Raw genomic sequence first — 25,742 nt, 5'->3', positions numbered from 1 at the left:
GTTTTCAGCTATCCAGCGTGAGCTGGTGGATCAGGCGCGCCGCCGCGCGGGCGGTGCGGGTGTCGATGTCGAAACCGGGGTTGAGTTCGGCGATGTCGGCCAGGCGCAGCTTGCCGCTGTCGCGCACCGCTTCGAGCAGCGGTTCGAGCAGGGCCAGCGATACGCCACGGGCGGCGGGCGCGCTGACGCCAGGCGCCTCGGCGGCCGGTAGGACGTCGAGGTCGGCCGTCAGGTAGAGGTGGTCGCAGTGCGCCATGAAGCGCTGCAGGTCGCGAACGATAGCGTCCAGGTGCTGCGCCGTGAACTCGCGGTCTTCACGTACCAGCACGCCGAATTCGCGAGCGCGGGCGAACAGGGCCCGGGTATTGCTGGCTCGGCTGACTCCCAGGCAGGCGTAGCGGAACGGCCAGCCGCGGGCGTGGCACTCGGCGGCGATCTGGGCGAAGGGCGTGCCGGAGGAGCGCGTCTGACTCGGGTCGCGCAGGTCGAAATGGGCGTCGAGGTTGATGATGCCGACCCGTGGCCGCGCCTCGCCCTGAGCTTCGAGATGGCGGGCCAGGCCCGACCAACTGCCGAAGGCGACTTCATGACCGCCGCCGAAAATCAGCGGCAGGTGCGACGCCGACAGCAGGGCGGCGACCCGTTCGGCCAGGCGCTGCTGCGCCGCTTCGAGATCGTCGTTGCCATGGCAGTTCACGTCGCCGGCGTCGAAGACGGGGGCGGTCCGATGCCAGGCCAGCGGAGCCAGCGCGCGGCGAATGGCGCGGGGCCCTTCGGCGGCGCCGATACGACCCTGATTGCGCGCCACTCCGGCGTCGCAGGCGAAGCCGAGCAGGGCAAGGCCCGGGCTGGCCCCCCGCTTCAGCGGGGTGATGACCTGGTGCCAGCGCAGGCTGTCGGGTTCCGGGTCCTCGCGCCCCGCCCAGGGCGACATGTCGATGGCCGGATCGGCCAGATGCGAATCAGTGCTGGCGTTGGTCATGGGTCAGCTCTCCAAGAATGATGCGTTGTCCCTGGTCCATTGGCCCTGGAAGATACGTTGGCGAAGCCGGCCAGGCTGCACGGCATAGGCCAGCTCGGCAGGCGTCTCGACGTCCCACAGGCACAGGTCTGCCGGGGCACCCTCGACAATGCGCCCGAGCGATTGCCGATGCAGGCCGAGGGCGCGCGCGCCGTGAGCCGTCATGCCGGTCAGGGCCTCACGCGGTGTCAGGCGGAACAGGGTGCAAGCGAAGTTGAGCATCAGCGTCGGCATGAACAGCGGCGAGCTGCCGGGGTTGGCATCGGTGGCGACGGCCATGGGCACGCCGGCCTCGCGTAGCGCGGCAATGGGTGGCAGCTGTGTCTCGCGCAAGGTATGGAAAGCGCCGGGCAGCAGCACCGCGACGCTACCGGCCTCACGCAGGGCGGCAACGCCGGTCTCGTCGAGGTACTCGATATGGTCGGCGGAAAGTGCACCGTGGCGAGCCGCCATGGCGCTGCCGCCCAGGTTCGAGAGTTGCTCGGCATGGGCCTTGATCGGCAGGCCATGGGCTTCGGCGGCCTCGAAGACGCGTTCGCACTGCGCGACGGAAAAGGCAATCTTCTCGCAGAACACGTCCACGGCATCGGCCAGGCCTTGATCGGCGGCGGCCGGAATCATGTCGCGGCATACCAGGTCGATGTAGCCGTCGCTGTCATCCTTGAACTCCGGCGGCAGGGCATGGGCGCCCAGCAGCGTGGTCACCACCCGCACCGGCAATGCCTCGCCGAGTCGACGTGCCACGCGCAGCATCTTCAACTCGTCCGTCACGCTCAGCCCGTAGCCGGACTTGATCTCTACGGTCGTCACACCTTCGCGCATCAAGGCTTCGAGCCTGGATTTCGCCGCGTGGAAGAGGGCTTCCTCGCTGGCGGCCCGTGTGGCATGCACGGTGCTGAGGATGCCCCCTCCGCGTCGGGCAATTTCCTCGTAGCTGACACCCTCCAGGCGGCTCTCGAACTCATCGGCCCGCGAGCCGCCGAACACCAGGTGGGTATGGCAGTCGACGAGGCCGGGGGTCAGCACTCCGCCAGTCCCTTGTAGCGTGCAGTTGACGGCTTCATCGTCGGCGAGCCGAGCGGAAGGCACGACACGCAAGATGCGCTCACCCTCGACGATGATCGCCATCGGCTCGGGTAGGGTATCCAAGCCATCGAACAGCGTGACGTCGCGCCAGAGTCGGCGAATCGGTGAAGGCGTGGTCATGGAGGCTCCTGTCATTCGTATTGTATATACATTTAAGTCGTCACAGCCGCGAGGTCAAGTCGCTTCCGGCACGATAGTGCTGGCGAGCCGTGGTCAGCTCACCAATAGGCTCATTAAGCTCAATAAAAACATAGCATTGCTAATGAGATATAGCGCCGGTAGAACGATCTTTAGACCAAAGCATGAGGGGGGGCGGCGAATCGTGTTTGGTGCCTGGGCGAGCTTTATTGTATATACAAATAGGCGTACCCCTGCCAACCCGCAGGACGAGCCGCACGACCACAATCACAACGTGAGGAAGCGACCATGGCGATACCGGAACCGGCCACTCGCAATTTGCTCGGCGGCGCCTGGATCACGGCAGCCAAGTTGTTCGTACCCAGTTCGCTGGGCATCCTGATCTTCTTCGTTCCCGTCACTCTCGGCGGGCGCCAGACCATTCTGCTCGACCACATGGTCACCGCGGCCCGGGGCTTGCTGGGCGAAGCCGCCGGCCTGTATGCGCTGGCGCTGATCCTGGCCGGCGCGGCTTACCCATTGTGGAAAGGCACCTGGAAGCACAACCTGACCGAGTGCATCTTCACCGTGCTGAAACTCGCCGGCGTGGCGGTAGCCGTGATGGCACTGACGGGCTGGGGGCCGGCACTGCTGCATGAGCCGGACATGCTGCCGTTCCTGTTCGACAAACTGGTGATACCGGTCGGGTTGATCGTGCCGATCGGTGCGGTATTCCTGGCGCTGCTGATCGGCTACGGGCTGCTGGAGCTGGTCGGTGTATTGCTGCAGCCGGTCATGCGGCCGATCTGGCGCACGCCGGGTCGCAGCGCCATCGATGCGGTGGCTTCATTCGTGGGCAGTTACTCGATCGGCCTGCTGATCACTAACCGGGTCTACCAGGCGGGGCAGTACTCGGCACGGGAAGCGGCGATTATCGCCACCGGTTTCTCCACGGTCTCGGCGACATTCATGATCATCGTGGCACGTACCTTGGAGCTGATGAGCGTATGGAATCTCTACTTCTGGTTGACGCTGGCGATCACCTTCGTGGTGACCGCCATCACCGTTCGCCTGCCGCCGCTCGCTCGAATGGACGATGCCAGGAGCGATGGCGAGCCCGAGGCGATACCCGGCAAGCGGCTGGCCACCGCGTGGAAGACCGGCCTGGCTGTGGCGGACAGGGCGCCGGGATTGCATCGAAGCGTGGCGTTGAACGTGCGGGAAGGAGTGCTGATGGCGATCAGCATCCTGCCCTCGATCATGTCGGTGGGATTGTTCGGGCTGCTCGTGGCCAAGTACACCCCGCTGTTCGAGTGGCTGGGGTTGCTGTTCTACCCCTTCGTGGCGATCTGGGGGCTCGAGGACGGCATGGCCCTGGCCCAGGCATCCGCGGCGGGGCTTGCCGAGATGTTCCTGCCCGCACTGCTGATGACCGAGGCCGAGTTCGTCGCCCGCTTCGCCGCCGGCGTGGTATCGGTCTCGGCGGTGCTGTTCTTCTCCGCGTCGATTCCCTGCATCCTGGCGACCCGCATTCCGCTCACGGTAGGGCGCATCGTGGCGGTGTGGTTCCTGCGCGTGGCGTTGAGCCTGATGTTATCGGTGCCGGCGGGTTACCTGGTGCAGACGGTCGCTGGCGGCTAGTCCGGATATAAGCGAGGCCGGGCATATGGCCGGTCTCGCTGCACCAATGCCCGTTTATGAGCCGTTACGATGCATAGACGAGCGCAGCTTGTAGCGCTCGCCGGGATGTATCAACCGGGCGTAGCTAATCAAGTGTTCCCCCGACCAGGTGCGTCGGGTCATGCTCAGGCACGGCAGTTCGGGTGCCATTTCGAGCCGTTCGGCGATGGTCATGTCGACCAGAATCGCCTCGACCACGTGTTCGATGTCGGTGATGGGGCAGGTGGCCACCAGCACTTCATTGGGAGTACGGCGGCTGAAATCGGTATCGAGGTAATCGGGTACCCAGCGAGGATTGACGAAGCGATCCTCGAGCTGGATCGGCACGCCATTCTCGCGATGGACGATCCGGGTATGGAATACCCGCGTGCCGAGCCGTACGCCGAGGCGCAGCGCGATCTCATCGTCGGCGGCGATGGCTTCCGCGACCAGTAAGTCGCTGCTGTAGGCATGACCGCGTCCGCGTACTTCCTCAGCGATGTTATGCACCTCGACCAGCGAGGACTCCGCCTTGCGATCGGTAACGAAAGTGCCGAGTCCCGGCTGGCGGCTCAGGTAGCCTTGGTGAACCAGATCGCGTATCGCCTTGTTGGCCGTCATGCGACTGACGCCGAAATCTCGGGCCAACTGCTCTTCGGGAGGGATCTGGTGATGTGCCGGCCACTCGCCACCCTGGATCTTCTCGAGCAGGTGCTGTTGGATCTGCAGGTAGCGCGGGGGGGAGCTGCCCATGAGCGATGCGTTCCTTCTGGCCTGAGGCGAATGACTTGGCACAAGTCTACTCACCTCGTTTGCTCATGGCACCTTCCAACGTACCGGTTCGTTACCGTGCCGTTGCGTCAAACCGCCGAGATCCGATCGCGCCCGTCGTGCTTGGAGCGATACATGCAGCGATCGGCGGCTCTGATCAGCGATTCCACGTTCTGGTAGGGTGTGCTGCGTTCTATCGTGGCCAGGCCGAAGGAGGCAGTGATCTGCAATCGATCGCTCGCCGATGTGACCCAGGGAAGGGTTCCGATCTTGGCGCGCAGCACTTCAGCAAAGGTTCTGGCTTGCTCCATGTCGTAACCCGGCAGGATCAGGATGAACTCGTCACCACCGTAGCGGCCGGCATGAATCTCCTGGTCGTTGATGGCCTGACGCATGAGCGAGGAGAGTTTGATGAGAACCTCGTCGCCGACATCGTGGCCGAAGCGATCGTTGACCTCCTTGAAATGATCCAAGTCGACGAAGACGATCGATAGCGGATCACCGGTACGACGTGTCTCGTCGAACTGCTGTCGCAGCGTCTTCTCCAGATGCTCGCGATTGTAGAGCTCGGTCAGGGAATCCAGCCGCGCCCTCAGGGCGAGCTCCTCCTGCTCGAGGCGCAGCAATTCCAGCTCCTGCTGCTTCTGTTGTAGATCCTGCTGCAGGCGTGCCGTACGCTCGAGCAGCAGCATCTTGGCTTCATGCATGATCTGGTTGGGATCGAGACGCTCGGGCGGGGACACGTTGTAGAGCATCGCGACCGAGGGAAGCTGTTCCTGCAGCGAGATCAGGTGAGCGATCATCTCGCTGGACTCCAGCCCGAAGAAACCTGCAAGCTGTGTCGCATGCCTGCTGGTGGCGGCCTCGCCTTGCAGCCAGGCATCGGCGATCAAGCCGGAGGCGACGATACAGTTCTTTGCCCGCTGCTCGGGTGTCTCGGCGATGATCATGGTCTGATGGCTGTCGCGAATCCATTCCGCGGTGCGCTCCGAGAGCTTCCACTTGCGTGCCAGCCACGCGCCCACTTCGGCATGGTCGGTGCCATAGGTGTCCTGCTCGAGAGCTACCAGAGAGCGATGCTTCGATGCCTGCGCCAGCAGGGTGAGATAACGTTGGGTATCCACGGCATGCAGGCCGAGCATGCCGACGTCCTGAAGCAGTGCGGCGGTGAAGAGGGCGCTGCTGTCGGCGGACAGGCCAATGTTGTTCGCCAGCAGGCGCGCACTCATGGCGCTGACCAGTGAGCGCTGCCAGTAACGCTCCAGGTTCAGGTTTGCCGCCTTTCGGGTATCGGTGGTGGCGACCAGGCTGCAGCTCAGTGCCAGCGAAAGCGTGCGTTCGATGCCCAGTCGGCTGACGGCCTGCTGCAGGTCTTCCACAGGACGCTGATTGGCATAAAAAACGGTATTGGCCAGGGAGAGCAGTTGAACCGAGAGGGCCGGGTCGTTGCCAATGGCCGCGACCATGTCTCGCATGTTTACGTTGGGATCGCGTGCCAGCTCGATGACGTTAAGAAGCACTTGGGGGAGAGAAGGAAGCTGGGTGCACCCTTCGAGCGAATGGCTTAGCGAATCAGGAAGCACAACCCATCTCCTTTACCATGACAATATCCTTATCGGGCAGTGAGCATTAGAAAAGTGTGGGTGCTTGTAGCGATAGGTCTTGAGTCTTGTTAACTATTCTTTAATGTCTTTTAACTCAGCGTTACATGAGAGTCAATTACATGACGTGAGGGGGCCGTTTCGGCACATTGCGGCTGAATTAATCGTGTGTGTTCAAAACTGACAAGAGAAGGCGAGGCGGCGTGTGGCGATACCCGGGGAGGTAAGCGAGAAGTGCATCATCAGGACACCGGAGTCGCAGCGATACGAGGCTCATGACGAGTTATGCGACGTGGCGCTGCGCCGACGCGTCGCGAACTCGTGACGCGTCAGCACCCGGCTCAGGGAAGCTCTTTGCCGCCTTGCGGGTCGGAGGCGTCGTAGTCCTGGGTATCGTCGGGGGCGGACCCGGGTTGCAGCGAAGTTTCGTGCTCGAAATCGCGGGCGGCGCGAATGGCGTCGGGCTCCGTCTCGTGGCGCGAGATCTCCTGCGGCAGGTTGGGGTCGGTGACGTCGACCACTCGCCAGCCTGAGACGACGGTCGCTTCCTGGCGCTCTTCCCTGATCGGTTCGACACGTGCCGTGCGCGTCATGGCTTCCTCCTTGGTTGTCGATTCTCCTTAACCATGGCAGAGGTTGATGGGCTTTTCGACCCGTCCTTGTCGGTGGGAACCGCTCCCGCTTATGCTTGACCCGGTGACGTGCGACGTCCATAAGAAAGAAGGACACGCCCGACAGCAAGGAGTCAGGATGAAACGCTTGGTAGGACTCGCCGCCGCCTGGTGGCTTCGCAAGCCCGAAAACCGGGCAAGGCTGAAGCGTAAGGGCAAGCAGATGCTCGACGGATTTCGCGGCAGACCGTCGCGCTCGACCCCATCCCACCATCGTTGATGAGTGGCCCCGGTCAAGCGCGGGGGCCGAATACCGACGGAAACGCCATGCAAGACGCCTCGTGTCGACGAATGCAGAGTCCAGCCGCTGCGCGCAATCGCCAGCCGATCCTCGACGTGCTTTCACGGGTCCTGCCGGAGCAGGCCCGGGTGCTCGAAGTGGCCAGTGGCAGTGGAGAGCACGGTGTGCATTTCGCCCGGGCCAAGCCGGGATGGATTTGGCAGCCCAGCGACCCCAACCCGGAGGCGCGCGGCTCCATCGCCGCCTGGCGCGAGCATGCCGAACTCGGCAACCTGCTCGAGCCGATGCCGCTGGACGTCGGCGGCGTTTGGCCCGCTGGGCCATTCGAAGGCATCGTGGCGATCAACCTGATACATATTTCGCCGTGGGAAGTCACCGAGGCGCTGGTCGCCCAGGCCGCCGAGAGACTGGTAGAGGGCGGCGTGCTGTTTCTGTACGGCCCCTATCGCCGAGACGGACGACATACCGCGAAGAGCAATGCCGCGTTCGATGTCGACCTCAGGGCGCGCGACCCGCGTTGGGGAGTACGTGATCTCGAAAGCGTCGTGGCCGAGGCTCAGCCGCACGGATTTATGCTTGAGCAAACTATCGAAATGCCGGCCAACAATCTTAGCGTGGTGTTTCGGCGGCATGGCTGAACGGAGCTTACTCTGTACCTTCCGCGCTTCTCTCTTCGATTGTTCCCGGTACCCGGTAGCGTACGCCTTCGGCCTGGCGGTCGTCCTCGTAGCGCCGGGTTTCCTCTTCGGCCGGTACGCCCCACAGTGTCCTGCGACTGCCATCCTCGTAGGTATAGGTCGTACAGCCAGCGATCAGGGCGAGGCTCAGGGGGACGGCGATGCGCAGCAAGAGAGTCACGTAAAACCCCTTCGACAGATAACGGAGACAGATAACGGACATGCGGCCAGCCTGACGTCAGGCCGCATGGTGGTCAAGCGGAACCTGCTCAGCCGGAGAGACCGAGCAGGATGGGTCCGTAAACCACTAGCAGCAGCACGGTGATCAGCCCAAGCAGGTAAGGCAGGATGGCATGGGTGATGCGCTCCAGTGGCAGTTGTGTCACCGATGAAGCGACATAGAGGTTGATCGCCACCGGAGGCGTGATCATGCCGATTGCCAAGCCCATCACAATGATGATGCCGAAGTGGATCGGATCGATACCGAGCTGGGACACTAGCGGCAGCAGCACCGGCGTGAGAATGATCAGGGCGCTGGCGGTCTCGATGAACACGCCGGTCAGCAGGATCACCGCCACGACCAGCAGCATGATCACGTAGGGATCGGTGGAGAGCGACAGCACGGCCTGGGCGATGGCGCCCGGTACTTGCCAGCTCGAGAGCGTCCAGCTCAGTACCGCCGAGGTGGCGATGACCAGCATGATCACGGAAGTGGTGATTGCCGAGCGAATCAGGATGCGGTAGACATCGGCGAGCGAGAGGTCGCGATAGACGAACAGCGAGACGAGCAATGCGTAGTTGACCGCCACCACGGCTGCTTCGCTCGGCGTGAAGACGCCGGAAAAAATACCGCCAAGAATGATCACTGGGGTCATCAGGCCCCAACTGGCGCTCTTGAGGGTGCGCCAAATCGTGGCCGTGGAAAGCGCGGTCCCCCGCGGGTAGTCACGGCGGTAGGCCTGGACGATGGCGATGGCCGCCAGGCCGATGCCCATCAGCACCCCCGGAACGATGCCGTTCAGGAACAGTTTCGAGACCGACTGCTGGGCGATGACGGCGTAGATGATCATCGGCACCGAAGGCGGTATCACCACGCCGATGGTGCCGCTGGCGGCGATCAGGCTGGCCGCCGACGCCGGATCGTAGCCCTTGCGCTTGAGCTCCGGCACGAGGCTCGAGCCCACCGCGGCGGTGGTGGCGGCGCCGGAGCCGGAAATGGCGGCGAAGAACATGCCGGCACCGACCGAGACGATGGAAAGACCGCCCTTAAGGAAGCCGAACAGTGAATCGGCGAAGTCGACCAGCTTTTCGCTCACCTTGCCCTGAGCCATCAGGTCACCGGCGAGAATGAACATGGGCACAGCCACCAGAGCGAAGGAATTGATGCCCTGAAACATCTGCTGGGTCACCACCATCAGCGGCACGCCCTGGGCATTGAGGGCGAGCAGGGTGCTGGCGCCGATGGCGAGCGCAATCGGCACCCCCAGCAGCATGAAGGCGAAGAACAGGAGAAAAAGCAAGCTCGTCATGCCGGTGGCTCCTCGGCATTGTCGCTTCCTGTATCAGCCGACCGGGGGGGCTTGATGACGAGTTCGATCGCATCGATCAGCGCGTACCAGGCCATGATCGCGGCGGAGAGCGGGATCACGGCGTAGACGTAGGTCATCGACAGCCGCAGCGAGGCAGAGCGCTGGAAGCTCTGCACTTGCATGTAGCGGTAACCGATCACGATCAGGGCGACCAGGAAGCCCAGTGCCACCAGTACCGCGGTGATGCGTGCCAGCTGAGCCAGGCGCGGGGGCAGGGCATCGACGACGAAGGTCACGGCAATATGCCTGCCGCGCTGGAAAGCCAGAGTAGCGCCGAGGAAGGTGATCCAGATCAGCAGGAAGCGGGCGACCTCCTCGGTCCAGCCCACCGCGGTAAAAAGGACGCGAGAGACGATCTGCAGCGTGATCACACCGATCAACGCCGCCATGCCCAGGAATACGATGGGCTGAATGACGGCGTCGAGGGCGCGTTCGCTACGCTGCAGCAAGCTCGTGAGAGGGTGCAGCGGGACGCTCACTTACTGCAGTGCCTCGCGGATGCGGGTGAGATAATCGCCGAACTGGTCGCCGTACTTCTCGTAAACCGGCTCGACGGCAGCCTGGAAGGCCGCAAGGTCGGGCTCTTCGACGATCTCCATGCCGGCGGCGCGCAGCTCGTCGAGCTGCTCGGCCTCCATCTCGGCGTTCATGCGGCGCTCGTGCTCGGCGGCCTCCCGAGCGGCTTCCACCAGCACCTCCTGGGCGGCCTCGGGGAGCTGGTTCCATGCCGGCATGCCCATGACAAAGATCGCCGGCGCGTAGGTGTGGCGCGACAGCGTCATGTGATCCTGGGTCTCGTAGAGCTTGAACGAGTGGATGACGTTGACCGGGTTCTCCTGGCCGTCGATGGTGCCCTGCTGCATGGCGGTGAGGGCTTCGGTCCAGGCCATGGGAATGGCGTTGGCACCGAGTTCACGGAAGGTGTCGGTGTAGACCGGGTTCTCCATCACGCGGATTCGCAGACCGTCGATGTCTTCCGGACTGCGCACGGGGCGTTCGCTGTTGGTCAGGTTGCGAAAGCCGCGCTCGGCATAAGCCAGCCCCTTGAGATTGACGTCGGCGAGCTTGTCGAGAAGCTCCTGGCCGATGTCGCCATCGAGCACCTCATAGGCGGCTTCCGGCGAGGGGAACAGGAACGGCAGTTCGAAAACCGCCATCTCCTCGACGAAGTTGGCCACCGGCCCGTTGGTGATCACGCCCATGTCGACGGTGCCGATCTGCATGCCCTCGAGCAGGGTGCGTTCATCTCCCAGCGAGGCATTGGGGTAGAGATCGATGGAAACGGCACCTTCGGTACGCTCGGCGACCAGCTCCTGGAACTTGACCGCGGCGATGTGAAAGCCATCCTGTTCGTTGACCACGTGGGCCAGGCGCAAGGTGACGGGATCCATGCCTTCGAAATCGGAGGCCTGAACAGCCGAAACCAGGGCGAGGGAGATGCCAAGTGCCAGCGTGCTGCGTGCAAACGTTTTCATTTTAATTTTCCTTTGTCGGGTCAAACCGTTGAGAGAATGCCCCAGCGGCCCCGACAGGGTCAATCGTCGTGCTGACATTGAGTGACACATCGCCGGAGGGTTCGCCGAGCGACTGGAAGCGCAACACTGCAGCTTCTCGCTTAGTCATCTTCCTATAACAGGCGGTACATGACGTAGGCGTCGACCAATCCCTGCTGTGGATGACGAAAGGCGCAGGGCAGGGTGCCGACGATCTCGAAGCCGTGCTTCTGCCACTGGCGGATCGCCACTTCGTTGGTCGAGACGACCATGTTGAACTGCATGGCGGTGAAACCCAGCTCGCGCGCGACGCGCAGTGAATCCTCGCACAGCTTGTTGGCGATGCCTTGCCCCCTGGCATGCGCGGCCACCAGGTAACCGCAATTGCACACGTGGTCGCCGGGACCCGGCTGGTTGGGCTTGAGGAAGTAAGTGCCCAGGACATTTCCGCGGGCGTCCTCGGCCACGCGCACGGCGCGAGGCAGCTCCACCCACATGCGGTAGGCATCCGATTCGCCGATGTCGCACGGCATGGCATAAGTGTCGCCGGCATGCAGTACCGGGGCGATGAAATCCCACATGGCGGGCCAGTCGTCCGGCTGATAGGGACGAACGCGAATCATCGGTGTCCTCCTTGAGACCTGATATTGGCCCACGATTCTAAGGCATGTCAGCGTGGAAAGGTGAGCCAATCCTCAAGCCGGGCCAACGAGATGCTTCACCGCCAGGTAGGCGGAAATCCCCCAGGGGCCAAGCTCGCGTCCGATGCCGCTGCGCTTGAAGCCGCCCCAACCGGTCTCGGGCAGCACCAACTGCTCGCTGTTGAGCCAGACGCTGCCGGCCTGCAGCTGGCGTCCGACGCGTCGGGCTCGCTCGCCATCGCCGCTCACGACGGTCGCTGCCAGGCCGAAGTCGCTGTCGTTGGCCAGCTCGATCGCCTCCTCTTCGCTCGCGACGCTGCGCGCGCACAGCACCGGGCCGAAGATCTCCTCGCGCCACAGTCGGCTGTGTGTCGGCACGTCGCGGTAGAGTGTCGGGGCGACGAAGTAACCCCGCTGTGGGAGTGTACGGTGGCTGGCATCACGCACGGCCCTGAGCCGCTCTCCTTCAGCGATGGCGAGATAGGCCTGGACGTTCTCGCGCTGGCGGGCGCTGGTCAACGGCCCCATGTCAGTCATGTCTTCCAGGGGGTTGCCCAGTACCAGGGCGTCGATGCGAACCGCCAAGGCGTCGTACAGTCTGTCGGCAATGGCTTCATGGGCGATCAGTCGCGAGGTGGCCGAGCAGATCTGGCCGGCATTGAAATAAATACCGGCCATGACCCAGTCGGCCGCTTGCTCGGGATCGGCATCCTCCATCACCAGGATCGGCGACTTGCCGCCCAGCTCCAGCGAGACATCGGCGGTGCGCTCGGCGGCGGCGCGCATCACCGCCTCGCCGACCCGGTTGCTGCCGGTGAAGGAAACCTTGTCAACGCCAGGGTGGGCCGCCAGTGGAGCGCCGATACCCTCACCGTCGCCAAACAACAGGTTGAGTACCCCGGCGGGCAGGTCGACCTCGAGGGCGATTTCCGCCAAGGCGCGCTCCGGCAGGGGCGTGACTTCGGAGGGCTTGAGCACAACGGTGCAACCGGCGGCAAGCGCCGGGGCGAGCTTCCAGGCGCTGGTCACCAGAGGAAAGTTCCACGGTGTGATCAGCCCGACCACGCCCACCGGATCGTGATAGCAGCGCGCCTCGACGCCATCCCTCTCGAGTTCGACGAGGCGCCCCTGGCGCTGGTCGAGCTCGCGGGCCTGACGCGCATAATAGCGATAGCAGGCGATGGCATCGTCGAGGTCGATGCCGGCCTCGGCCAGCACCTTGCCGTTGTTGGTGGAAGAGAGCCGGATCAATTCGTCGCGCCGACGCGTCAACGCCTCGGCGAAACCCTCCAGGTATACTGCCCGCTCGGCGCCGGAGCTCGCCCGCCAGGCGGGTAGGGCGCGCCGTGCCGCTGCCACCGCACTGTCGACATCGGCCGGGTCGCCGACGGTGACCTCGGCAATCACCTCCTCGCGATAAGGGTTCGTCACCGGCAGCCGACGCTGCCCGGCCGATGGGACCCAACGGTTGCCGATGAACTGCTTGTCGAGACGTTGCATGGTGTCTTTTCCCGTGAGAAGGCAGGTGGGCTATGTCTGGGGCATTGCGATGGCTTTCTGCCAGGCCGCTGCATCGATCTCGATCAGATAGGGTGCCGAGGCCGGCCGCGAGGCAAGCGCCCGGGCCAATTCTTCAGGCGTTTCGATACGTCGCGAGGCGCAACCGAATCCGGCGACGACCTGCTGGAAATCGGGCGCGCGGAGATCGACGCCGACGCGCTCGACGCCATTGGCGTCCATGAAGCGGCGGATCTCCTCGTAGCCCAGGTTGTGCCACAAGAGAATTACCACCGGCAGGTTCTCCTCGACCGCCGTGGCCAGCTCCGAAAGGGTGAACATTACGCCGCCGTCGCCGACCAGCGCCACCACCGGGAGATCGGGCTGGCCCAGTTGGGCGCCCAGCGCCGCGGGCAGGCCATAGCCCAGGGTGCCGTAGCCGGTGGAGGCGTTGAAATAGCGGCGTGGCTCGGGCTGTGAGACCAAGTGGTTGCCGGCATAGACCGGTACGGTGGAGTCGCCGACCAGGATCGCCTCGGGCAGCGCTTCGCGCAGGGCGGCATAAAGCGGCACGAAGGGCGCGAAGGCCGGGTCGTCTTCGAGCCCCAGTGCCGCCAGCGTGGTGGCGGTGCGTTCGGCGCCGTCGCGCGCAAGCGGCACGGGAAAGCGCTCGGCCAGCAGCGCCAGGCTGCGTCCGGCGTCGCCCACCAGGCCGAGGGACACTGGCTGGTTGCGCACCAACTGCTGGGCGTCGATATCGATGCGGATCAGGCGTCCGCGCAGCTCGAAGCCATCGTCGAAGACCACGTCGTAGTCGGTCTCACCGAGCTCGGTACCCACGGCCAGGATGACGTCGGCCTCGCGGGCGAGCTTGCGCACGGCAGGCAACGCCGCGTTGGCGCCCAGGTCGAGGCGATGGTCTCGCCCCAGCACGCCCTTGGCGTTGATGGTGGTGACGGTGGGCGCATCGAGGCGCTCCACCAATGTGCATGCCGCTTGCGGTGCCTCGACGCACCCACCGCCGAGCAGCACCAGCGGACGCTCGGCTGCGTGCAGCCACTCGGCGGCCAGGGCCAGCCCCTCGGGATCGGGCGCGGGGCGGAACAGGCGGACGGGCGGCGGCAGCTCGGTCAACACGACGGGAGCATCGAACAGGTCGATGGGAATCTCGATGTGCACGGGGCCGGGGCGTTCGCCCTGGAAGATGGCGAAGGCGCGTGCCAAGGTCTCGGCAAGCGCGGCGGGGTCGAGCAGAGTGTGGCTGAAGCGCGCCAACCCAGCCAGCAGTTGCTGCTGGCTGGGCAGCTCGTGCAGGCGGCCCTGGCCGCGGCCCAGGGTATCACGGCGATTGACGCTCGAGATCACCAGCATCGGCACCGAGTCGGCCAGCGCCTGGCCCATGGCGGTGGCGATGTTGGTCATGCCCGGCCCGGTGATGATAAAGCATACCCCGGGGCGTCCGGTAGCCCGAGCATAGCCGTCGGCCATGAAGCCGGCGCCCTGCTCGTGGCGCGGGGTGACGTGACGCAGGCCGCCTTCCTCGAGGCCGCGGTACAGCGCCACGGTATGCACCCCGGGAATACCGAACACGGTATCCACGCCATGGGTGTCGCGTAGCAGGCGAATCAGCAGTTCGGCACAGGTCATGGCGTTCCCACCTCAGAAGAAGAATACATGGGCCATGAAGGCGATGACCGGCAGCGTGATGGCGGTGCGCAGCAAGAAGATGGCCAGCAACTCCCACAGTTTGAGCGGGATCTTCGACTTCATCAGCAGCGCGCCGATCTCCGACATGTAGATCAACTGCGTCAGCGACAGACAGGCGATCACGAAACGGGTCAGTTCGCTCTCGATACCGTTGGCCAGCACCGCCGGCAGGAACATGTCGGCGAACCCGACCAGGGTGGCCGGAGCGGCGGCTTCGGCCTCGGGAATACGCAACAACTCGAGTACCGGCACCATGGGATAGGAGAGCCAGGTGAACAACGGCGTGAACTCGGCGAGAATCAGCGCCACGGTACCGATCGCCATGACCAGCGGCAACAGGGCCAGGAAGATGTCCGCCACGTTGAATAACGCGTTGCGTGCCAGCTCGCGCGGGCCGGGCGCCTTGTCGGCACGGTTCACCGCCTGCATCAGGCTGAAGCGGAAGATACCGAGTTCGCCGGTGCTCTCCTCGACCAGGCGGCAGCCGACCGGTTCGTAGTAGGTATCGGGTTTGCGCGACAACGGGGGCAGGCGCGGCACGATGACGGCTGCGATCAAGCCGGCGACGACCACGGTCAGATAGAACGGCACGAACAGATGGTTGATGCCGATGAAGCTGGTTACCAGCAGGGCAAAGGCGATCGACACGATGGAGAAGTTGGTGGCGATCACCGACGCTTCGCGACGGTTGTAGTAACCGCGCTCGTACTGCTGAGTGGTGATCAGCACACCCACCGTGCCCGAGCCCATCCACGAGGCGGTGGCATCGATGGCGCTGCGACCGGGCAGACCGAAGATCAGGCGAAACGGCTTGCGTACCAGGCTGCCGATGAATTCCATGAAGCCGAAGTCGACCAGAAAGGGCAGCAGCAGCGCGGCGAAGAAGAAAAAGGTCAGCAGCACCGGGGCGAGGTCGTTGAGCATCACGCCGCCGGTGAAGTCGGCGGTGACCACGGTCGGGCCAAATTGGAAATAGGTCATCAGGGCGAAGGCGGCCCCAAGCACGCGCATGGCGAACCAGAGCGGGCCGACATCGAACATTTCGTTCAGCGCGCCCTTGCTGGCCCATTGCGGCTTGGCCAGCTTGGCCCAGGCAGTCAGCAACACCGATAGACACAGCACCGCGACCGCGATGGCCGGCAGGGCGTCGCCGAGCAGCGCCTTGAGCCCGTCGGCCATCAGCCCCATGCCGATATTGATGGTGTCGCCGACCTGAAACGGGATCAGGAACAGGCTGACCCCGATCAGGGAGGGAATCAGGAACTTGAGAAGATTGCGTGTACTCATCGAGCCATTGCTCGCCGGGCTCTCCGGTGTCGTGTCGATGGCGGACATGCAGGTGACCTCACAGGTTATTGTCGTTGGGTAACGTAGACAAAGAGCGGAGTTCAGCTACGCCGTTTCACGCCAGGCAGGACGCAGAGCATCTCGTGGAGCAGCGTGGCGCCCATCAGTGCCGTGTTGCCGCTGGGGTCGTAGGGGGGGGAAACCTCGACCAGATCGCCGCCGACGACGTTGAGGCCGGCGGCACCGCGAACGATCTCGAGCCCCTGGGCCGAGGTCAGGCCGCCCATTTCGACGGTGCCGGTGCCGGGGGCCACCGAAGGGTCCAGCCCGTCGATGTCGAACGTGATATAGACCGGCGTGTCGCCCATCATCTCGCGCACCTCGGCCATCAGGGGCTCGAGCGACCGATACCAGCACTCCTCGGCCGTGACCACGCGGAAGCCCTGCTGGCGGCACCAGTCGAAGTCCTCGGCGGCATAGCCGGTCCCGCGCAGGCCGATCTGCACGACCTTGCCCTGTGCCAGGAGCCCTTCTTCCTGGGCGCGACGAAACGGTGTGCCATGGGCGATGGGCTCGCCGAACATGTGCTCGTTGACATCGGCGTGCGCGTCGATGTGGATCAGGCCCACCGGCCCGTGCCTGGTGGCCATGGCACGCAGGATCGGCAACGTGATCAGGTGGTCCCCCCCGAGGGTGAGCGGGATGCAGTCGTGAGCGAGCACCTCGTCATAGAAGCCGTTGATGATGTCGACCGTCTTGGGCAGATGAAAGGTGTTGATCGGTACGTCGCCGATGTCGGCCACTTGGAGGCTGTCGAACGGTGCGGCACGGGTGGCCATGTTGTAAGGGCGCAGCATGCGCGATTCGTCGCGGATCTGGCGCGGCCCCAGGCGCGTGCCGGGGCGGTTGGAGGTGGCGATGTCCAGCGGTACGCCGACAAAGGCCACGTCCAGCCCTTCCGCCGTGGGCTGGGTCGGCAGGCGCATCATCGTGACGGGGCCGGCGAAACGGGGCATTTCATTGCCACCGAGCGGCTGGTTGAAATCGGCCATGGGTTTTTCCTCTCCTGTCGCATTCGTCGAAGGCCTCGCCAGCTTGCCGGCAGGGCTATATCCCCTATCTAGCAGGTTCCATGCCAACTTTTTTCGCGCCGGATGGCGGTAGGCGCAGGGAAGGACTGATTCATCAATGAATCAATCGAGGGCAAACTTCGATACCATGGTGCATCACGATTCATTATTGAATCTTTGCAGTTCCATGGCGGGTAAGAGCGATGAGCGATATCGAGCGCAAGGTTCTGGAAGTTATCGTCGAGACGGCCAACGACCATTTCTTCATTGTCGACGGGAAAGGGCGCGTGCTGGATGTCAGTCCCGGGGCGGCGGCCGTCTACGGCATGTCGCGGGAACGCCTGACGGCGACCACCGTGCAGCAGCTCCAGGCGGATGGCGTGCTCAAGCCTTCCATCACGCTGGAGGTGATCCGCACCGGCAGGCCGGCCCAACTGATGCAGATCACGGGCACGGGAAGGCGAGTGATTGCCGAGGCGCATCCCGTCTACGTCGGTGGGCGGCTCGAACGTATCGTCAGCCGTTCGCGCGATCTCACCGACCTGCAGCTGCTGCAGGACGAATACACGCTACTGCAGAAGCGCTTCAGCGAGCATCTGCGTCGCAGCCAGGGCGGGGTATCCGACGAGGACGGCCAGCTCGACGATGCGCTCGACGAACTCAGGGTGCGCAGCGGTGTGATGCGTGAGTTGACGCTGTTGCTAAAGCGCGTGGCACCGTCCGACGCCACGGTGCTGATGCTGGGCGAGTCCGGCGTCGGCAAGACCGCCTTCGCCCGGCAACTGCATCGCTGGAGTCGACGCCGACAAGGGCCCTTCGTCGAGGTCAACTGCGCAGCGATTCCCGAGAACCTGTTCGAATCGGAAATGTTCGGCTACCAGCCCGGTGCATTCAGCGGTGCGGCCCGGCAAGGCAAGGCCGGGCTGCTCGAGCAAGCGCAGGGCGGAACGCTGTTCCTCGACGAGATCGGCGAGTTGCCGCTGCCGATGCAAACCAAGCTGCTCAAGGTGATACAGGACGGCAGCGTCACGCGCCTGGGCGATACCCGCTCTCGCCGGGTCGATTTCCGCTTGGTGGTGGCGACCAATCAGGATCTGGCCCGGCGCGTGGAGACGGGTGCCTTCCGCCTCGACCTCTACTACCGGCTCAACGTCATTCCGGTGACGCTGCCGCCGCTACGCGAGCGTCGCGAGGACATCCCGGTGCTGGCGGAAGCCTGTCTCGAACAGCTCAACCAGCGCTATGGCCAGCGCAAGTTGCTGCATGGCAGCGTGTGGTCGGAACTAATGGGCGGCGACTGGCCGGGCAACGTGCGCGAACTGGAGAACTGGCTGGAACGCGCCTGGCTATCGAGTCAAGGGGACCTGATTCATTCGCCGACCCTGGGCGGGAACGGCGAGACGGCGCCCAGCCTGACGCCTCCCGGCGAAGCCGCCACTGGGCCCAGGCTGGGTGACGACGAGGGCCTGAGCGCCTACCTGGCGCGTGCCGAGCACGGCGTGCTGGAAGCGCTCTGCCGTACGCTGCCCAGCACCTATGCCATCGCCGAGCGACTCGGTATCAGCCAACCCAGCGTGGTGCGCAAGTTGCGCCGTCACGGATTGCAGATCCAGCGCTAAACCGGATTTTCCACGATGGCGCGCTCGAGAATCTCGAAGCGCCCGGGGACGAGGGCATCCTCGACAGCCGTGATGCGCAGGACGTGACCGAGGTCGGGATGCGCGGGCCGGGCGATCAGGCGTCCGGCCTCCAGCAGTTCCTGATTGAGCCGTCCTGCCAGCTCGGCGCTGGGCAGGCGTAGGGCGATGAAGTTGGTCGCGCTCGGCAGTACCTCGGCTCCCAGTGCCGAGAAGTGCTCGGCCAGTCGCGCCCGGCGCGCCTTGACCTCCCGTACGTGCCGCTCCACTTCACTGTGATGATCGAGTACCGTCTCGGCGGCGGCCTGGGTCAGGGTCGAGACCGCATAGTGGATGCGTACCTTCATCATCATGGCGAGAGTGTCCGGCTCGGCAATGGCGTAGCCGATACGCAGCCCGGCCAGTCCATGAGCCTTCGATAGGGTTCGCAGCCGGATCACTCCCGGCAGCACCTCGCGACTGAAGGCGGAATCCGCGTCATCGCGAAAGTCGTGATAGGCCTCGTCGAGCAGCAACCAGCAATCCGCCGGCAATTCGGTGCGCAGCCGTCGAATTTCCTCGTCACTGTGCAGGTGGCCGCTGGGGTTGTCGGGATTGGCCACATAGACCAGGCGTGCCTGGTGTTCATGGGCGGAGGCGAGCAGCACGTCAAGATCGGGTGCCAGCAGCCCCGGCGCTTCGCGATAGGGTCGCTCGATCAGGCGACAGCCCTGCCCCAGGGCGAAGTAGCCGAAGGTGGGGTAGGTGCCGCTGGCGCTGACGACGGCACAGCCCGGAGTGGCCACCGTGCGCAGGGCCAGGGCGATCAAGCTGTCCGCGCCGGCATCCACCAGTGTTGCCTCCAGCGGCAGGGCGTAGAGCGAGGCGAGGCGTCGGCGTATGCCCAGCGCCTCGGCGTCGCCATAGCAGTAGACATGCTCGACCATGGCGTCGCCGAAGCGCTCGCGCAGCGCCCGATGCGGCATGTCGAGCCCTTCGTTGGAACCCAGGCGATGGGGAATTTCGCGACCGATTCGTCGCTCCAGCACCTTGATGCCGGGAAAGGGGTTGTTGGGGCCGGGGCCGGTCAAATGATGGGGAAAGCGAGGCATGGGGAACTCCAGTGACACGTTATGACGATCGTTCCAGAGCGGGGCGGATGTCTCAAGCCGTGGGGCGACGCCGGGCCATGACACTGACCACCGCCGCCAGAATCAGACACAGCGCCAACATGACTTGTAGGGTCCAGGGCTCGCCGAGTAGGACGATGGCACTGGTGACGCCGACCACGGGGATGATCAGGGTACTGATGGTGGCCTGGCCGACGGTAAGCCGGTTGACGTTGCGAAACCACAGCATTTGCGCCAGGCAGATGGCGAAAACCAGGTGATAGCCGAGTCCCAGCCAGGTGGTCGTGCGCCAGGTGCTGATCGCGGCGGGCGACTCATGGGCGGCGGCCAGCATCGCCACCGGCAGGGAGCACAGGGCGAACTGCCAGCCGGTGATCACAACCGGGTGCGCCTGCCACTCGCCGCGGCGCTTGATCAGCACGGTGCCCAGCGCCCAGGAGAGCGCCGCACCCAGCATCAGGAATGGGCCGACAAGGCCGTCGAAGCCGGCTTGCCAGGCCGCCGGGCCAAGCAGCATCAGCAAGCCGGTCTGACCCAGAGCGAGACCTAGCCACTGACGTGTCGTAACCCGCTCGTCGAGCAAGCCCTTTGCCATGAGTAGCGCCCAACAAGGCATGGTGAAGGCGACGATGGCGGCCTGGGAGGTGGGCATGTGCAACTGACCGAAGGCGGTGCCTACATTGAAGCCGAGGATGGTGAAGAGACCGGTGACGATCAGCCAACAGCGCTCGCCACGCCCGATGCCGAGCGGCAGTCCGCGCAGCCATGCCCAGCCGAGCAGCATTAGCGCGCCGGTACCGAAGCCGATGGCTCGCAGGGTGAAAGGGGGGATGTCCATCAGGCTGAAGCGTACCGCCGGCCAGTTGCCGCCCCAGAACAGACCGATGGCACCGATCAGCAGCAGCGTGCCGGCGGTGCCTCCGGTCCGAAGGGGAGTGGGCGTGGCCTGGGCCGGCATGCGCTTCAGCGCTCCAGGGACAGGATCTTGTGCCGGTTGAGTAGCCCCTGGGGATCCAGCGCTCGCTTGAGGGTGCGCATCAGCGCAATCTCCTCGGGCGTGCGCGAGATCGCCAGGTAATCCCGCTTCTCCAGCCCGATCCCATGCTCGGCGGATACCGACCCGCCCAGCTTGGCCAGCGGGGCGTAGACGAGGCGCTCCACGGCGCGCCGAGTGTCGGGATCATCGCTGCCGACGCTGACCGAGACATGCAGGTTGCCGTCACCCAGATGGCCGAACACCACCAGGCGTCCCGAGGGCCAGCGCTCGTGCAGAGCCGTCTCCAGGCTTTCGGCGTAGTCGGGCATGTCGGGGATGGGCAGGCTGACATCGAAGGTGAACAGTGGCGCCAGATGCTGGATGAGCCCTTCGATGTCTTCGCGAATCGCCCAGATGCCGCGGCGCTGGGTATCGGACTGGGCCAGCACCGCGTCCTCGATCAAGCCGGCATCGAGCGCCGACTCGAGGGTCGCCTCGAAGCGAGCGGCGTTCTCGTCGTCGTCGCCGCCCAGGGATTCGATGATGGCGTAGTAGGGCCAGCGGGTCGGCAAGGGCGGAGTGTGACGGCCGCTCTCCTCGGTGAGCAGGGCGTAGTGATTGCGCCACATCACCTCGAAGGTTCCCAGGCTGCCGCCCAGCTCGCGACCCATGTGCCCGAGCAGACCGGCGACGCCATCGAAACTGGGACAGGCCACCAGCGCGGTGCGCTCGCTGCCCGGCTTGGGCTGCAGCCGCAGCACGGCGCGGGTGACGATACCCAGGGTACCTTCGCTACCGATGAAGAGCTGCTTGAGGTCGTAACCGGCATTGTTCTTGAGCATCCGGTTCATCGAGGTGACCACGGTGCCGTCGGCCAGCACGGCCTCGAGACCCAGCACCTGCTGGCGCATCATGCCGTAGCGGATCACTCGAACGCCGCCGGCGTTAGTGGCGATGTTGCCGCCGATGGTGCATGAGCCGCGTGCGCCCAGGTCGAGCGGGAAGACGAGGTCTTCGGCATCGGCGGCCTCCTGGACCGTCTGGAGCGGCGTACCGGCCTGTACCGTCACGGTGCCACCGATGGTATCGATCGCCTCGATGGCGTCCATGCGCTCCAGCGAGATGGCGAGCTCGTCCGGGCCGGCCTCGCCGCCATGCACCAGCCCGGTGAGGCCGCCGTGGGTCACGACCGGTTGGCCGGCGAGATGACACAAGCGCATCACCGCAGCCAGTTCGTCGGTGCTGCCGGGACGCACGATGGCGCCGGCCCGGCAGCTCGCCCCGGTCATCCAGTCCACGCGGCGCTGGGCGACGTCGGCGCCGGTGAGTACATTGCCGGCGCCGACGATGGCGGCGATCTCCTCGAGTCTTGCGTGCATGGTATGTCCTTAGCGTAGGCGGTCGTCAGGCAATGGCCGGTTCGTGCGCACGACCGGGTATGGCGTCCAGCAATTGTCGGGTATAGGCCTCGTGGGGGGTCAGGAACACTTCCGGGGCCGTGCCCTGCTCGACGATACGGCCCTGCTGCATGACGATAATGGTGTCGCAAATCTGGGCCGCGACGCGCAGGTCGTGCGTGATGAACAGGAGCGATAGCGACAGCTTGTGCTTGAGCTCATCGAGCAGTTCGAGTACCTGAGCTTGGATCGACACGTCGAGTGCCGACACCGCCTCGTCGGCCACGATCAGCTCCGGATTCAGCGCCAGTGCGCGGGCAATGCCGATTCGCTGGCGCTGTCCTCCGGAGAACTCATGGGGGAAGCGGTCCACGGCCACGGCGCCGAGTCCGACCAGCTCCAGCAACTCTTCCGCCCGACGCATGGCCTGGGCGCGCGGCATGCCGTTGGCCATGGGCCCTTGGGCGATGGCGTAGCCGACCCGGTGCCTGGGGTTGAGCGAGGCGTAGGGATCCTGGAAGATCATCTGCACGCGATGGCGCTCGCGGCGCAGCGCGTTCCCCTTCAGCGACGAGTAGTCGGTGCCGGAGAGCAGGATTGAGCCGCTATCGGGATGTTCGAGCCGGACCACGCAGCGACCCAGGGTCGACTTTCCGGAACCCGACTCGCCGACGATGCCCACGGTCTCGCCGGGGGCCAGGGTGAAACTGATGTCATCCAACGCGCGCACTTCGCGAGCGGGCTTGAATAGCCCGCCACGTGAGCGGAACACCTTGCGCAGGTGCTTCACCTCGAGCAGTGGGGCCTGTCGTTCGGCGTCTCGCGCCTGCGGCACCACATTGCTCGGAATGGCATCGAGCAGGGCGCGGGTATACGCGTGCTGCGGATTGTCGAGTACCTCGCCGACCGTGCCCAGTTCGACGATCCGGCCATGGCGCATCACGCACACACGCGTGGCGATCTCCGCCACCACGCCGAAGTCATGGGTAATGAACATCACCGCCATGCCGTGTCGCCGCTGCAGGTTGCGGATCAGCTCGAGGATCTGCGCCTGGGTGGTCACGTCGAGTGCCGTGGTGGGCTCGTCGGCGATAAGCAGTTCGGGTTCCAGCGCCAGCGCCATGGCGATCATCACACGTTGACGCTGCCCGCCGGAGAGTTGGAAGGGGTAGGCGCGAATGGCTCGCTCGGGCTGGGGAATGCCGACCTCCTCGAGCAGCGCCAGGGCGCGACCCTGGCGCTCGCGGGCGTGGTATCTACCATGAGCCTCGAACACTTCGGCGATCTGGGCGCCGACCCGCATCAGCGGGTTGAGCGCCGTCATCGGCTCCTGGAAGATCATGCCGATGCGAAGACCACGCAACTGACGATGTTGCTTCTCGTCCAGCGTCAGGAGATCCTGCCCGTTGAAGATCACTTCGCCGGCGGTGGGTCGTACCCCCTTGGGCAGCAGGCCCATGACCGCGTTGGCGGCCATCGATTTGCCGGAGCCGGACTCGCCGACCACGCACATGATCTCGCCTCGGGCCACGTTGTAGCTGACGTCCTCCACCGCGTTGTCGCGATCCGCCCCCTCGGGCAGCGCCAGCGTCAGGCCGCGAATGCTCAGTACCGGAGTGGTGTCGTTCATGCGGTGTCTCCTTACGAGCGCTCGCGGGCGAGCTTGGGGTTCAGGGCGTCGTCGAGCCCTTCGCCGACCAGGTTGAGCGCCAACACGGTGAGCAGGATCGCCACGCCGGGGAAGAAGCTCAGCCACCAGGCCTGGCGGATCACCGTGCGCGCCGCACCGATCATGTAGCCCCAGGACATCACGTTGGGATCGCCCAGGCCCAGGAAGGAGAGCGCCGATTCGAGCAGGATGGCGGTGGCCACCATCAGCGAAGCCAGCACGATGATCGGCGACAGGGTGTTGGGCAGGATCTGGCGCAGGATGATGGTGCCGTGGGTCTGGCCCACGAGCCGCGCGGCTTCCACGTACTCGCGATGCCGCAGCGACATGAATTCGGCGCGTACCAGGCGCGCCACCGGCGGCCAACTGACGATGGCGATGGCCAGCACGATCGAAACCACGCTGGGTTGCATGATGGCGACCAGGACGATGGCCAGGGCAAAGTTGGGAATGGTCTGGAAGAATTCGGTGAAACGCATCAGGCCGTCGTCGACCAGGCCGCCGTAGTAACCCGCGACGGCACCCAGCGGTACGCCGATGAGCAGCGCTACGGTGGTCGAAACCAATCCGATGAGCAGGGATACCCAGGCGCCGTGCATCAAGCCGGCGGCGACGTCGCGGCCCATGGTATCGGTGCCCAGCCAGAAGCCCTCGACTTCCATTGGCGCCAGAAACGGCCGCTGCACCATGCGCCATGGCGATTCGGGATAGAGGAGCGGGGCCAGGAGGGCCATGCCGATGATGGCGATCAGAATGAACAGGCCGACCAGGGCCCCCCGGTTCTGGGCGAAGCGGGCGAAGAAGCTCATGACGCCCCCTTGATGCGCGGATCCGCCAAGCGGTAGACCAGGTCGGTGATGATGTTGAAGACGATCACCAGGGCGGCGGAAAAGAAGAAGATGCCGAGCAACAGATTGTAGTCGCGCTGCTGTAGCGCCTCGAACATCAACCGGCCGATGCCGGGCCAGGCGAAGACGGTTTCCGTGAGGATCGCGCCGCCCACCATCTGACCCGCCTGAAGGCCGGCCAGGGTGATGATTGGCAGCAGGGCGTTACGCAGGATATGACGGCGCTGGATGACCCGGGGGGCGAGTCCCTTGGCACGGGCGGTCTTGACGTAGTCTTGCTGGCTCGCTTCCAGCATCGAGGCGCGCGTCATGCGGGTGTAGATGGCCATGAAGAACAGTGCCAGGGTGGTTGCCGGCAGCACGAGATGCTTGGCGATATCGAGTACGAGAGCCAGCCCGGTATGGCCCGCACCCACCGTGTACATGCCGTAGGCAGGCAACCAGTCGAGATAGACGGAAAACAATACCACGGCCATCAGCGCCACCCAGAACAGTGGGGTGGCATAGAAGATCAGCGCCAGCGCCATGATCAGCGAGCCGGAGGGTTTCTTGACCCGTGCCGCCGCCATGGAGCCGGCGAGAATGCCCAGTGCCAGCGATAGCACGAAAGCGGTGCCGGTGAGCAGCAGTGTCGCCGGCAGGCGCGCCAGAATGAGGTCGAGCACCGGCATGCCCTGGCGATAGGACCAGCCGAAGTCGAGCATGGCGATGCCAGAGACGTAGCGCCACAGCTGGACGTAGAGGGGCTGGTCGAGGCCGAAGCGTTCACGTAGCTGGCGCAGGAATTCTTCGTCGGTGGCACCGGCTTCGCCGGCCATGATGGCGGCCGGATCTCCTGGTGCGAGCTGGATCAGCACGAAGTTGAGAATGACGATCAGAAACAGCACGACGACGGCCTTGAGCAGCCGCATCACGATCAAGCGGGCGTAGAGCATGCAGCAAGCCTCTGAGGTCGGAGGGACGGGGTGGAGCGGCCGA

General features: G+C 64.8%; 24 protein-coding genes. 4 read left to right on the top strand and 20 right to left on the bottom strand.

The features are described 5' to 3' along the window. Positions 1 to 4 precede the first annotated feature (4 nt). Both hutG and hutI read right to left on the bottom strand, forming a co-directional pair. Positions 5 to 982, bottom strand: a complete 978-nt coding sequence (gene hutG, locus F0A17_RS04445) for a formimidoylglutamase (RefSeq protein ID WP_187774626.1) — start codon at positions 980 to 982, stop codon at positions 5 to 7. Between the two features lie 3 nt (positions 983 to 985). Then, on the bottom strand, positions 986 to 2,227 hold the full coding sequence (gene hutI / locus F0A17_RS04440; protein ID WP_149327158.1) for an imidazolonepropionase: 1,242 nt from the start codon (positions 2,225 to 2,227) through the stop codon (positions 986 to 988). A 306-nt stretch (positions 2,228 to 2,533) separates the two neighbouring features. Here hutI and F0A17_RS04435 point away from each other — a divergent pair, with 306 nt between their 5' ends. Then, entirely contained in the window at positions 2,534 to 3,865 is a 1,332-nt protein-coding gene (locus F0A17_RS04435) for a YjiH family protein (protein ID WP_149327157.1), read from the top strand. A gap of 54 nt (positions 3,866 to 3,919) precedes the next feature. Here the strand turns inward: F0A17_RS04435 and hutC are convergent, their stop codons facing one another. The 3 genes from hutC to F0A17_RS04420 all read right to left on the bottom strand — a co-directional run bounded on the left by hutC (position 3,920) and on the right by F0A17_RS04420 (position 6,848). Beyond that, positions 3,920 to 4,636, bottom strand: coding sequence for a histidine utilization repressor (hutC, locus tag F0A17_RS04430; protein WP_149327156.1), 717 nt, complete (start codon positions 4,634 to 4,636; stop codon positions 3,920 to 3,922). Between the two features lie 107 nt (positions 4,637 to 4,743). Next, entirely contained in the window at positions 4,744 to 6,237 is a 1,494-nt protein-coding gene (locus tag F0A17_RS04425; protein ID WP_149327155.1) for a GGDEF domain-containing protein, read from the bottom strand. A gap of 359 nt (positions 6,238 to 6,596) precedes the next feature. Then, a complete protein-coding gene (locus tag F0A17_RS04420) occupies positions 6,597 to 6,848 on the bottom strand; it encodes a hypothetical protein (RefSeq protein ID WP_149327154.1) in 252 nt (83 codons plus the stop codon). A 157-nt stretch (positions 6,849 to 7,005) separates the two neighbouring features. On the opposite strand from F0A17_RS04420, the gene F0A17_RS20555 reads away from it, so the two are divergent. Next, positions 7,006 to 7,146, top strand: a complete 141-nt coding sequence (locus F0A17_RS20555) for a hypothetical protein (RefSeq protein ID WP_187774625.1) — start codon at positions 7,006 to 7,008, stop codon at positions 7,144 to 7,146. 47 nt (positions 7,147 to 7,193) lie between these two features. Further along, positions 7,194 to 7,805 (top strand): DUF938 domain-containing protein, encoded by a 612-nt coding sequence (locus tag F0A17_RS04415; protein ID WP_223111499.1) that lies wholly within the window; start codon positions 7,194 to 7,196, stop codon positions 7,803 to 7,805. 7 nt (positions 7,806 to 7,812) lie between these two features. Here F0A17_RS04415 and F0A17_RS04410 read toward each other — a convergent pair whose 3' ends face one another. The 9 genes from F0A17_RS04410 to speB form a co-directional block, all read right to left on the bottom strand. Further along, positions 7,813 to 8,025 carry a hypothetical protein gene (locus F0A17_RS04410; RefSeq protein ID WP_149327152.1) on the bottom strand — a complete coding sequence of 71 codons (213 nt, stop codon included), beginning with the start codon at positions 8,023 to 8,025 and terminating at the stop codon, positions 7,813 to 7,815. A gap of 88 nt (positions 8,026 to 8,113) precedes the next feature. After that, positions 8,114 to 9,373 carry a TRAP transporter large permease gene (locus F0A17_RS04405; RefSeq protein WP_149327151.1) on the bottom strand — a complete coding sequence of 420 codons (1,260 nt, stop codon included), beginning with the start codon at positions 9,371 to 9,373 and terminating at the stop codon, positions 8,114 to 8,116. Next, positions 9,370 to 9,912 (bottom strand): TRAP transporter small permease, encoded by a 543-nt coding sequence (locus F0A17_RS04400; RefSeq protein WP_228716804.1) that lies wholly within the window; start codon positions 9,910 to 9,912, stop codon positions 9,370 to 9,372. The genes F0A17_RS04405 and F0A17_RS04400 overlap by 4 nt, the downstream gene beginning before the upstream one ends. After that, on the bottom strand, positions 9,913 to 10,908 hold the full coding sequence (locus tag F0A17_RS04395) for a TRAP transporter substrate-binding protein (RefSeq protein WP_149327150.1): 996 nt from the start codon (positions 10,906 to 10,908) through the stop codon (positions 9,913 to 9,915). Positions 10,909 to 11,060: 152 nt separating this feature from the next. Further along, positions 11,061 to 11,549: a GNAT family N-acetyltransferase gene (locus tag F0A17_RS04390; protein WP_149327149.1), complete on the bottom strand. Its 489-nt coding sequence runs from the start codon at positions 11,547 to 11,549 to the stop codon at positions 11,061 to 11,063. Positions 11,550 to 11,621: 72 nt separating this feature from the next. Beyond that, the gene (locus F0A17_RS04385; RefSeq protein WP_149327148.1) at positions 11,622 to 13,067 is read right to left on the bottom strand and encodes an aldehyde dehydrogenase family protein; all 1,446 of its coding nucleotides are present in this window, start codon (positions 13,065 to 13,067) and stop codon (positions 11,622 to 11,624) included. A gap of 30 nt (positions 13,068 to 13,097) precedes the next feature. Continuing rightward, positions 13,098 to 14,711, bottom strand: coding sequence for a 5-guanidino-2-oxopentanoate decarboxylase (locus F0A17_RS04380; protein WP_149327147.1), 1,614 nt, complete (start codon positions 14,709 to 14,711; stop codon positions 13,098 to 13,100). A gap of 12 nt (positions 14,712 to 14,723) precedes the next feature. Continuing rightward, positions 14,724 to 16,106, bottom strand: coding sequence for a YjiH family protein (locus F0A17_RS04375; RefSeq protein ID WP_149327146.1), 1,383 nt, complete (start codon positions 16,104 to 16,106; stop codon positions 14,724 to 14,726). 53 nt (positions 16,107 to 16,159) lie between these two features. Continuing rightward, complete coding sequence (speB, locus tag F0A17_RS04370) at positions 16,160 to 17,110, bottom strand: agmatinase (protein ID WP_149327145.1); 951 nt, start codon at positions 17,108 to 17,110, stop codon at positions 16,160 to 16,162. 221 nt (positions 17,111 to 17,331) lie between these two features. Between speB and F0A17_RS04365 the strand changes: the two genes are divergently transcribed. Continuing rightward, positions 17,332 to 18,747: a sigma-54 interaction domain-containing protein gene (locus tag F0A17_RS04365; RefSeq protein WP_149327144.1), complete on the top strand. Its 1,416-nt coding sequence runs from the start codon at positions 17,332 to 17,334 to the stop codon at positions 18,745 to 18,747. Here the strand turns inward: F0A17_RS04365 and F0A17_RS04360 are convergent. The 6 genes from F0A17_RS04360 to F0A17_RS04335 are packed head-to-tail and all read right to left on the bottom strand — an operon-like array spanning position 18,744 to position 25,699. Next, a complete protein-coding gene (locus F0A17_RS04360; protein ID WP_149327143.1) occupies positions 18,744 to 19,856 on the bottom strand; it encodes a pyridoxal phosphate-dependent aminotransferase in 1,113 nt (370 codons plus the stop codon). The genes F0A17_RS04365 and F0A17_RS04360 overlap by 4 nt on opposite strands. 52 nt (positions 19,857 to 19,908) lie before the next feature. Then, on the bottom strand, positions 19,909 to 20,832 hold the full coding sequence (locus F0A17_RS04355; protein WP_149327142.1) for a DMT family transporter: 924 nt from the start codon (positions 20,830 to 20,832) through the stop codon (positions 19,909 to 19,911). A 5-nt stretch (positions 20,833 to 20,837) separates the two neighbouring features. After that, positions 20,838 to 22,229, bottom strand: coding sequence for an FAD-binding oxidoreductase (locus tag F0A17_RS04350; protein WP_149327141.1), 1,392 nt, complete (start codon positions 22,227 to 22,229; stop codon positions 20,838 to 20,840). 25 nt (positions 22,230 to 22,254) lie between these two features. Beyond that, positions 22,255 to 23,877: an ABC transporter ATP-binding protein gene (locus tag F0A17_RS04345; RefSeq protein WP_149327140.1), complete on the bottom strand. Its 1,623-nt coding sequence runs from the start codon at positions 23,875 to 23,877 to the stop codon at positions 22,255 to 22,257. Positions 23,878 to 23,888: 11 nt separating this feature from the next. Beyond that, the gene (locus F0A17_RS04340) at positions 23,889 to 24,725 is read right to left on the bottom strand and encodes an ABC transporter permease (protein ID WP_149327139.1); all 837 of its coding nucleotides are present in this window, start codon (positions 24,723 to 24,725) and stop codon (positions 23,889 to 23,891) included. Next, positions 24,722 to 25,699, bottom strand: a complete 978-nt coding sequence (locus F0A17_RS04335) for an ABC transporter permease (protein ID WP_149327138.1) — start codon at positions 25,697 to 25,699, stop codon at positions 24,722 to 24,724. Before F0A17_RS04335 ends, F0A17_RS04340 begins: the two co-directional genes overlap by 4 nt. Positions 25,700 to 25,742: the final 43 nt, after the last annotated feature.

Origin of the sequence: Billgrantia pellis, assembly GCF_008297955.1 — a bacterium.
Lineage (GTDB): Bacteria > Pseudomonadota > Gammaproteobacteria > Pseudomonadales > Halomonadaceae > Halomonas > Halomonas pellis.
This window is presented reverse-complemented; position numbering and strand designations above follow the sequence as displayed.

Bases quoted from the DNA above. Each gene is read 5' to 3' on its own strand.
- hutG (WP_187774626.1), bottom strand. From the start codon at position 982: ATGACCAACGCCAGCACTGATTCGCATCTGGCCGATCCGGCCATCGAC.
- hutI (WP_149327158.1), bottom strand. From the start codon at position 2,227: ATGACCACGCCTTCACCGATTCGCCGACTCTGGCGCGACGTCACGCTG.
- F0A17_RS04435 (WP_149327157.1), top strand. From the start codon at position 2,534: ATGGCGATACCGGAACCGGCCACTCGCAATTTGCTCGGCGGCGCCTGG.
- hutC (WP_149327156.1), bottom strand. From the start codon at position 4,636: ATGGGCAGCTCCCCCCCGCGCTACCTGCAGATCCAACAGCACCTGCTC.
- F0A17_RS04420 (WP_149327154.1), bottom strand. From the start codon at position 6,848: ATGACGCGCACGGCACGTGTCGAACCGATCAGGGAAGAGCGCCAGGAA.
- F0A17_RS20555 (WP_187774625.1), top strand. From the start codon at position 7,006: ATGAAACGCTTGGTAGGACTCGCCGCCGCCTGGTGGCTTCGCAAGCCC.
- F0A17_RS04415 (WP_223111499.1), top strand. From the start codon at position 7,194: ATGCAAGACGCCTCGTGTCGACGAATGCAGAGTCCAGCCGCTGCGCGC.
- F0A17_RS04405 (WP_149327151.1), bottom strand. From the start codon at position 9,373: ATGACGAGCTTGCTTTTTCTCCTGTTCTTCGCCTTCATGCTGCTGGGG.
- F0A17_RS04395 (WP_149327150.1), bottom strand. From the start codon at position 10,908: ATGAAAACGTTTGCACGCAGCACGCTGGCACTTGGCATCTCCCTCGCC.
- F0A17_RS04390 (WP_149327149.1), bottom strand. From the start codon at position 11,549: ATGATTCGCGTTCGTCCCTATCAGCCGGACGACTGGCCCGCCATGTGG.
- F0A17_RS04385 (WP_149327148.1), bottom strand. From the start codon at position 13,067: ATGCAACGTCTCGACAAGCAGTTCATCGGCAACCGTTGGGTCCCATCG.
- F0A17_RS04380 (WP_149327147.1), bottom strand. From the start codon at position 14,711: ATGACCTGTGCCGAACTGCTGATTCGCCTGCTACGCGACACCCATGGC.
- F0A17_RS04375 (WP_149327146.1), bottom strand. From the start codon at position 16,106: ATGTCCGCCATCGACACGACACCGGAGAGCCCGGCGAGCAATGGCTCG.
- speB (WP_149327145.1), bottom strand. From the start codon at position 17,110: ATGGCCGATTTCAACCAGCCGCTCGGTGGCAATGAAATGCCCCGTTTC.
- F0A17_RS04365 (WP_149327144.1), top strand. From the start codon at position 17,332: ATGAGCGATATCGAGCGCAAGGTTCTGGAAGTTATCGTCGAGACGGCC.
- F0A17_RS04360 (WP_149327143.1), bottom strand. From the start codon at position 19,856: ATGCCTCGCTTTCCCCATCATTTGACCGGCCCCGGCCCCAACAACCCC.
- F0A17_RS04355 (WP_149327142.1), bottom strand. From the start codon at position 20,832: ATGCCGGCCCAGGCCACGCCCACTCCCCTTCGGACCGGAGGCACCGCC.
- F0A17_RS04350 (WP_149327141.1), bottom strand. From the start codon at position 22,229: ATGCACGCAAGACTCGAGGAGATCGCCGCCATCGTCGGCGCCGGCAAT.
- F0A17_RS04345 (WP_149327140.1), bottom strand. From the start codon at position 23,877: ATGAACGACACCACTCCGGTACTGAGCATTCGCGGCCTGACGCTGGCG.
- F0A17_RS04340 (WP_149327139.1), bottom strand. From the start codon at position 24,725: ATGAGCTTCTTCGCCCGCTTCGCCCAGAACCGGGGGGCCCTGGTCGGC.
- F0A17_RS04335 (WP_149327138.1), bottom strand. From the start codon at position 25,699: ATGCTCTACGCCCGCTTGATCGTGATGCGGCTGCTCAAGGCCGTCGTC.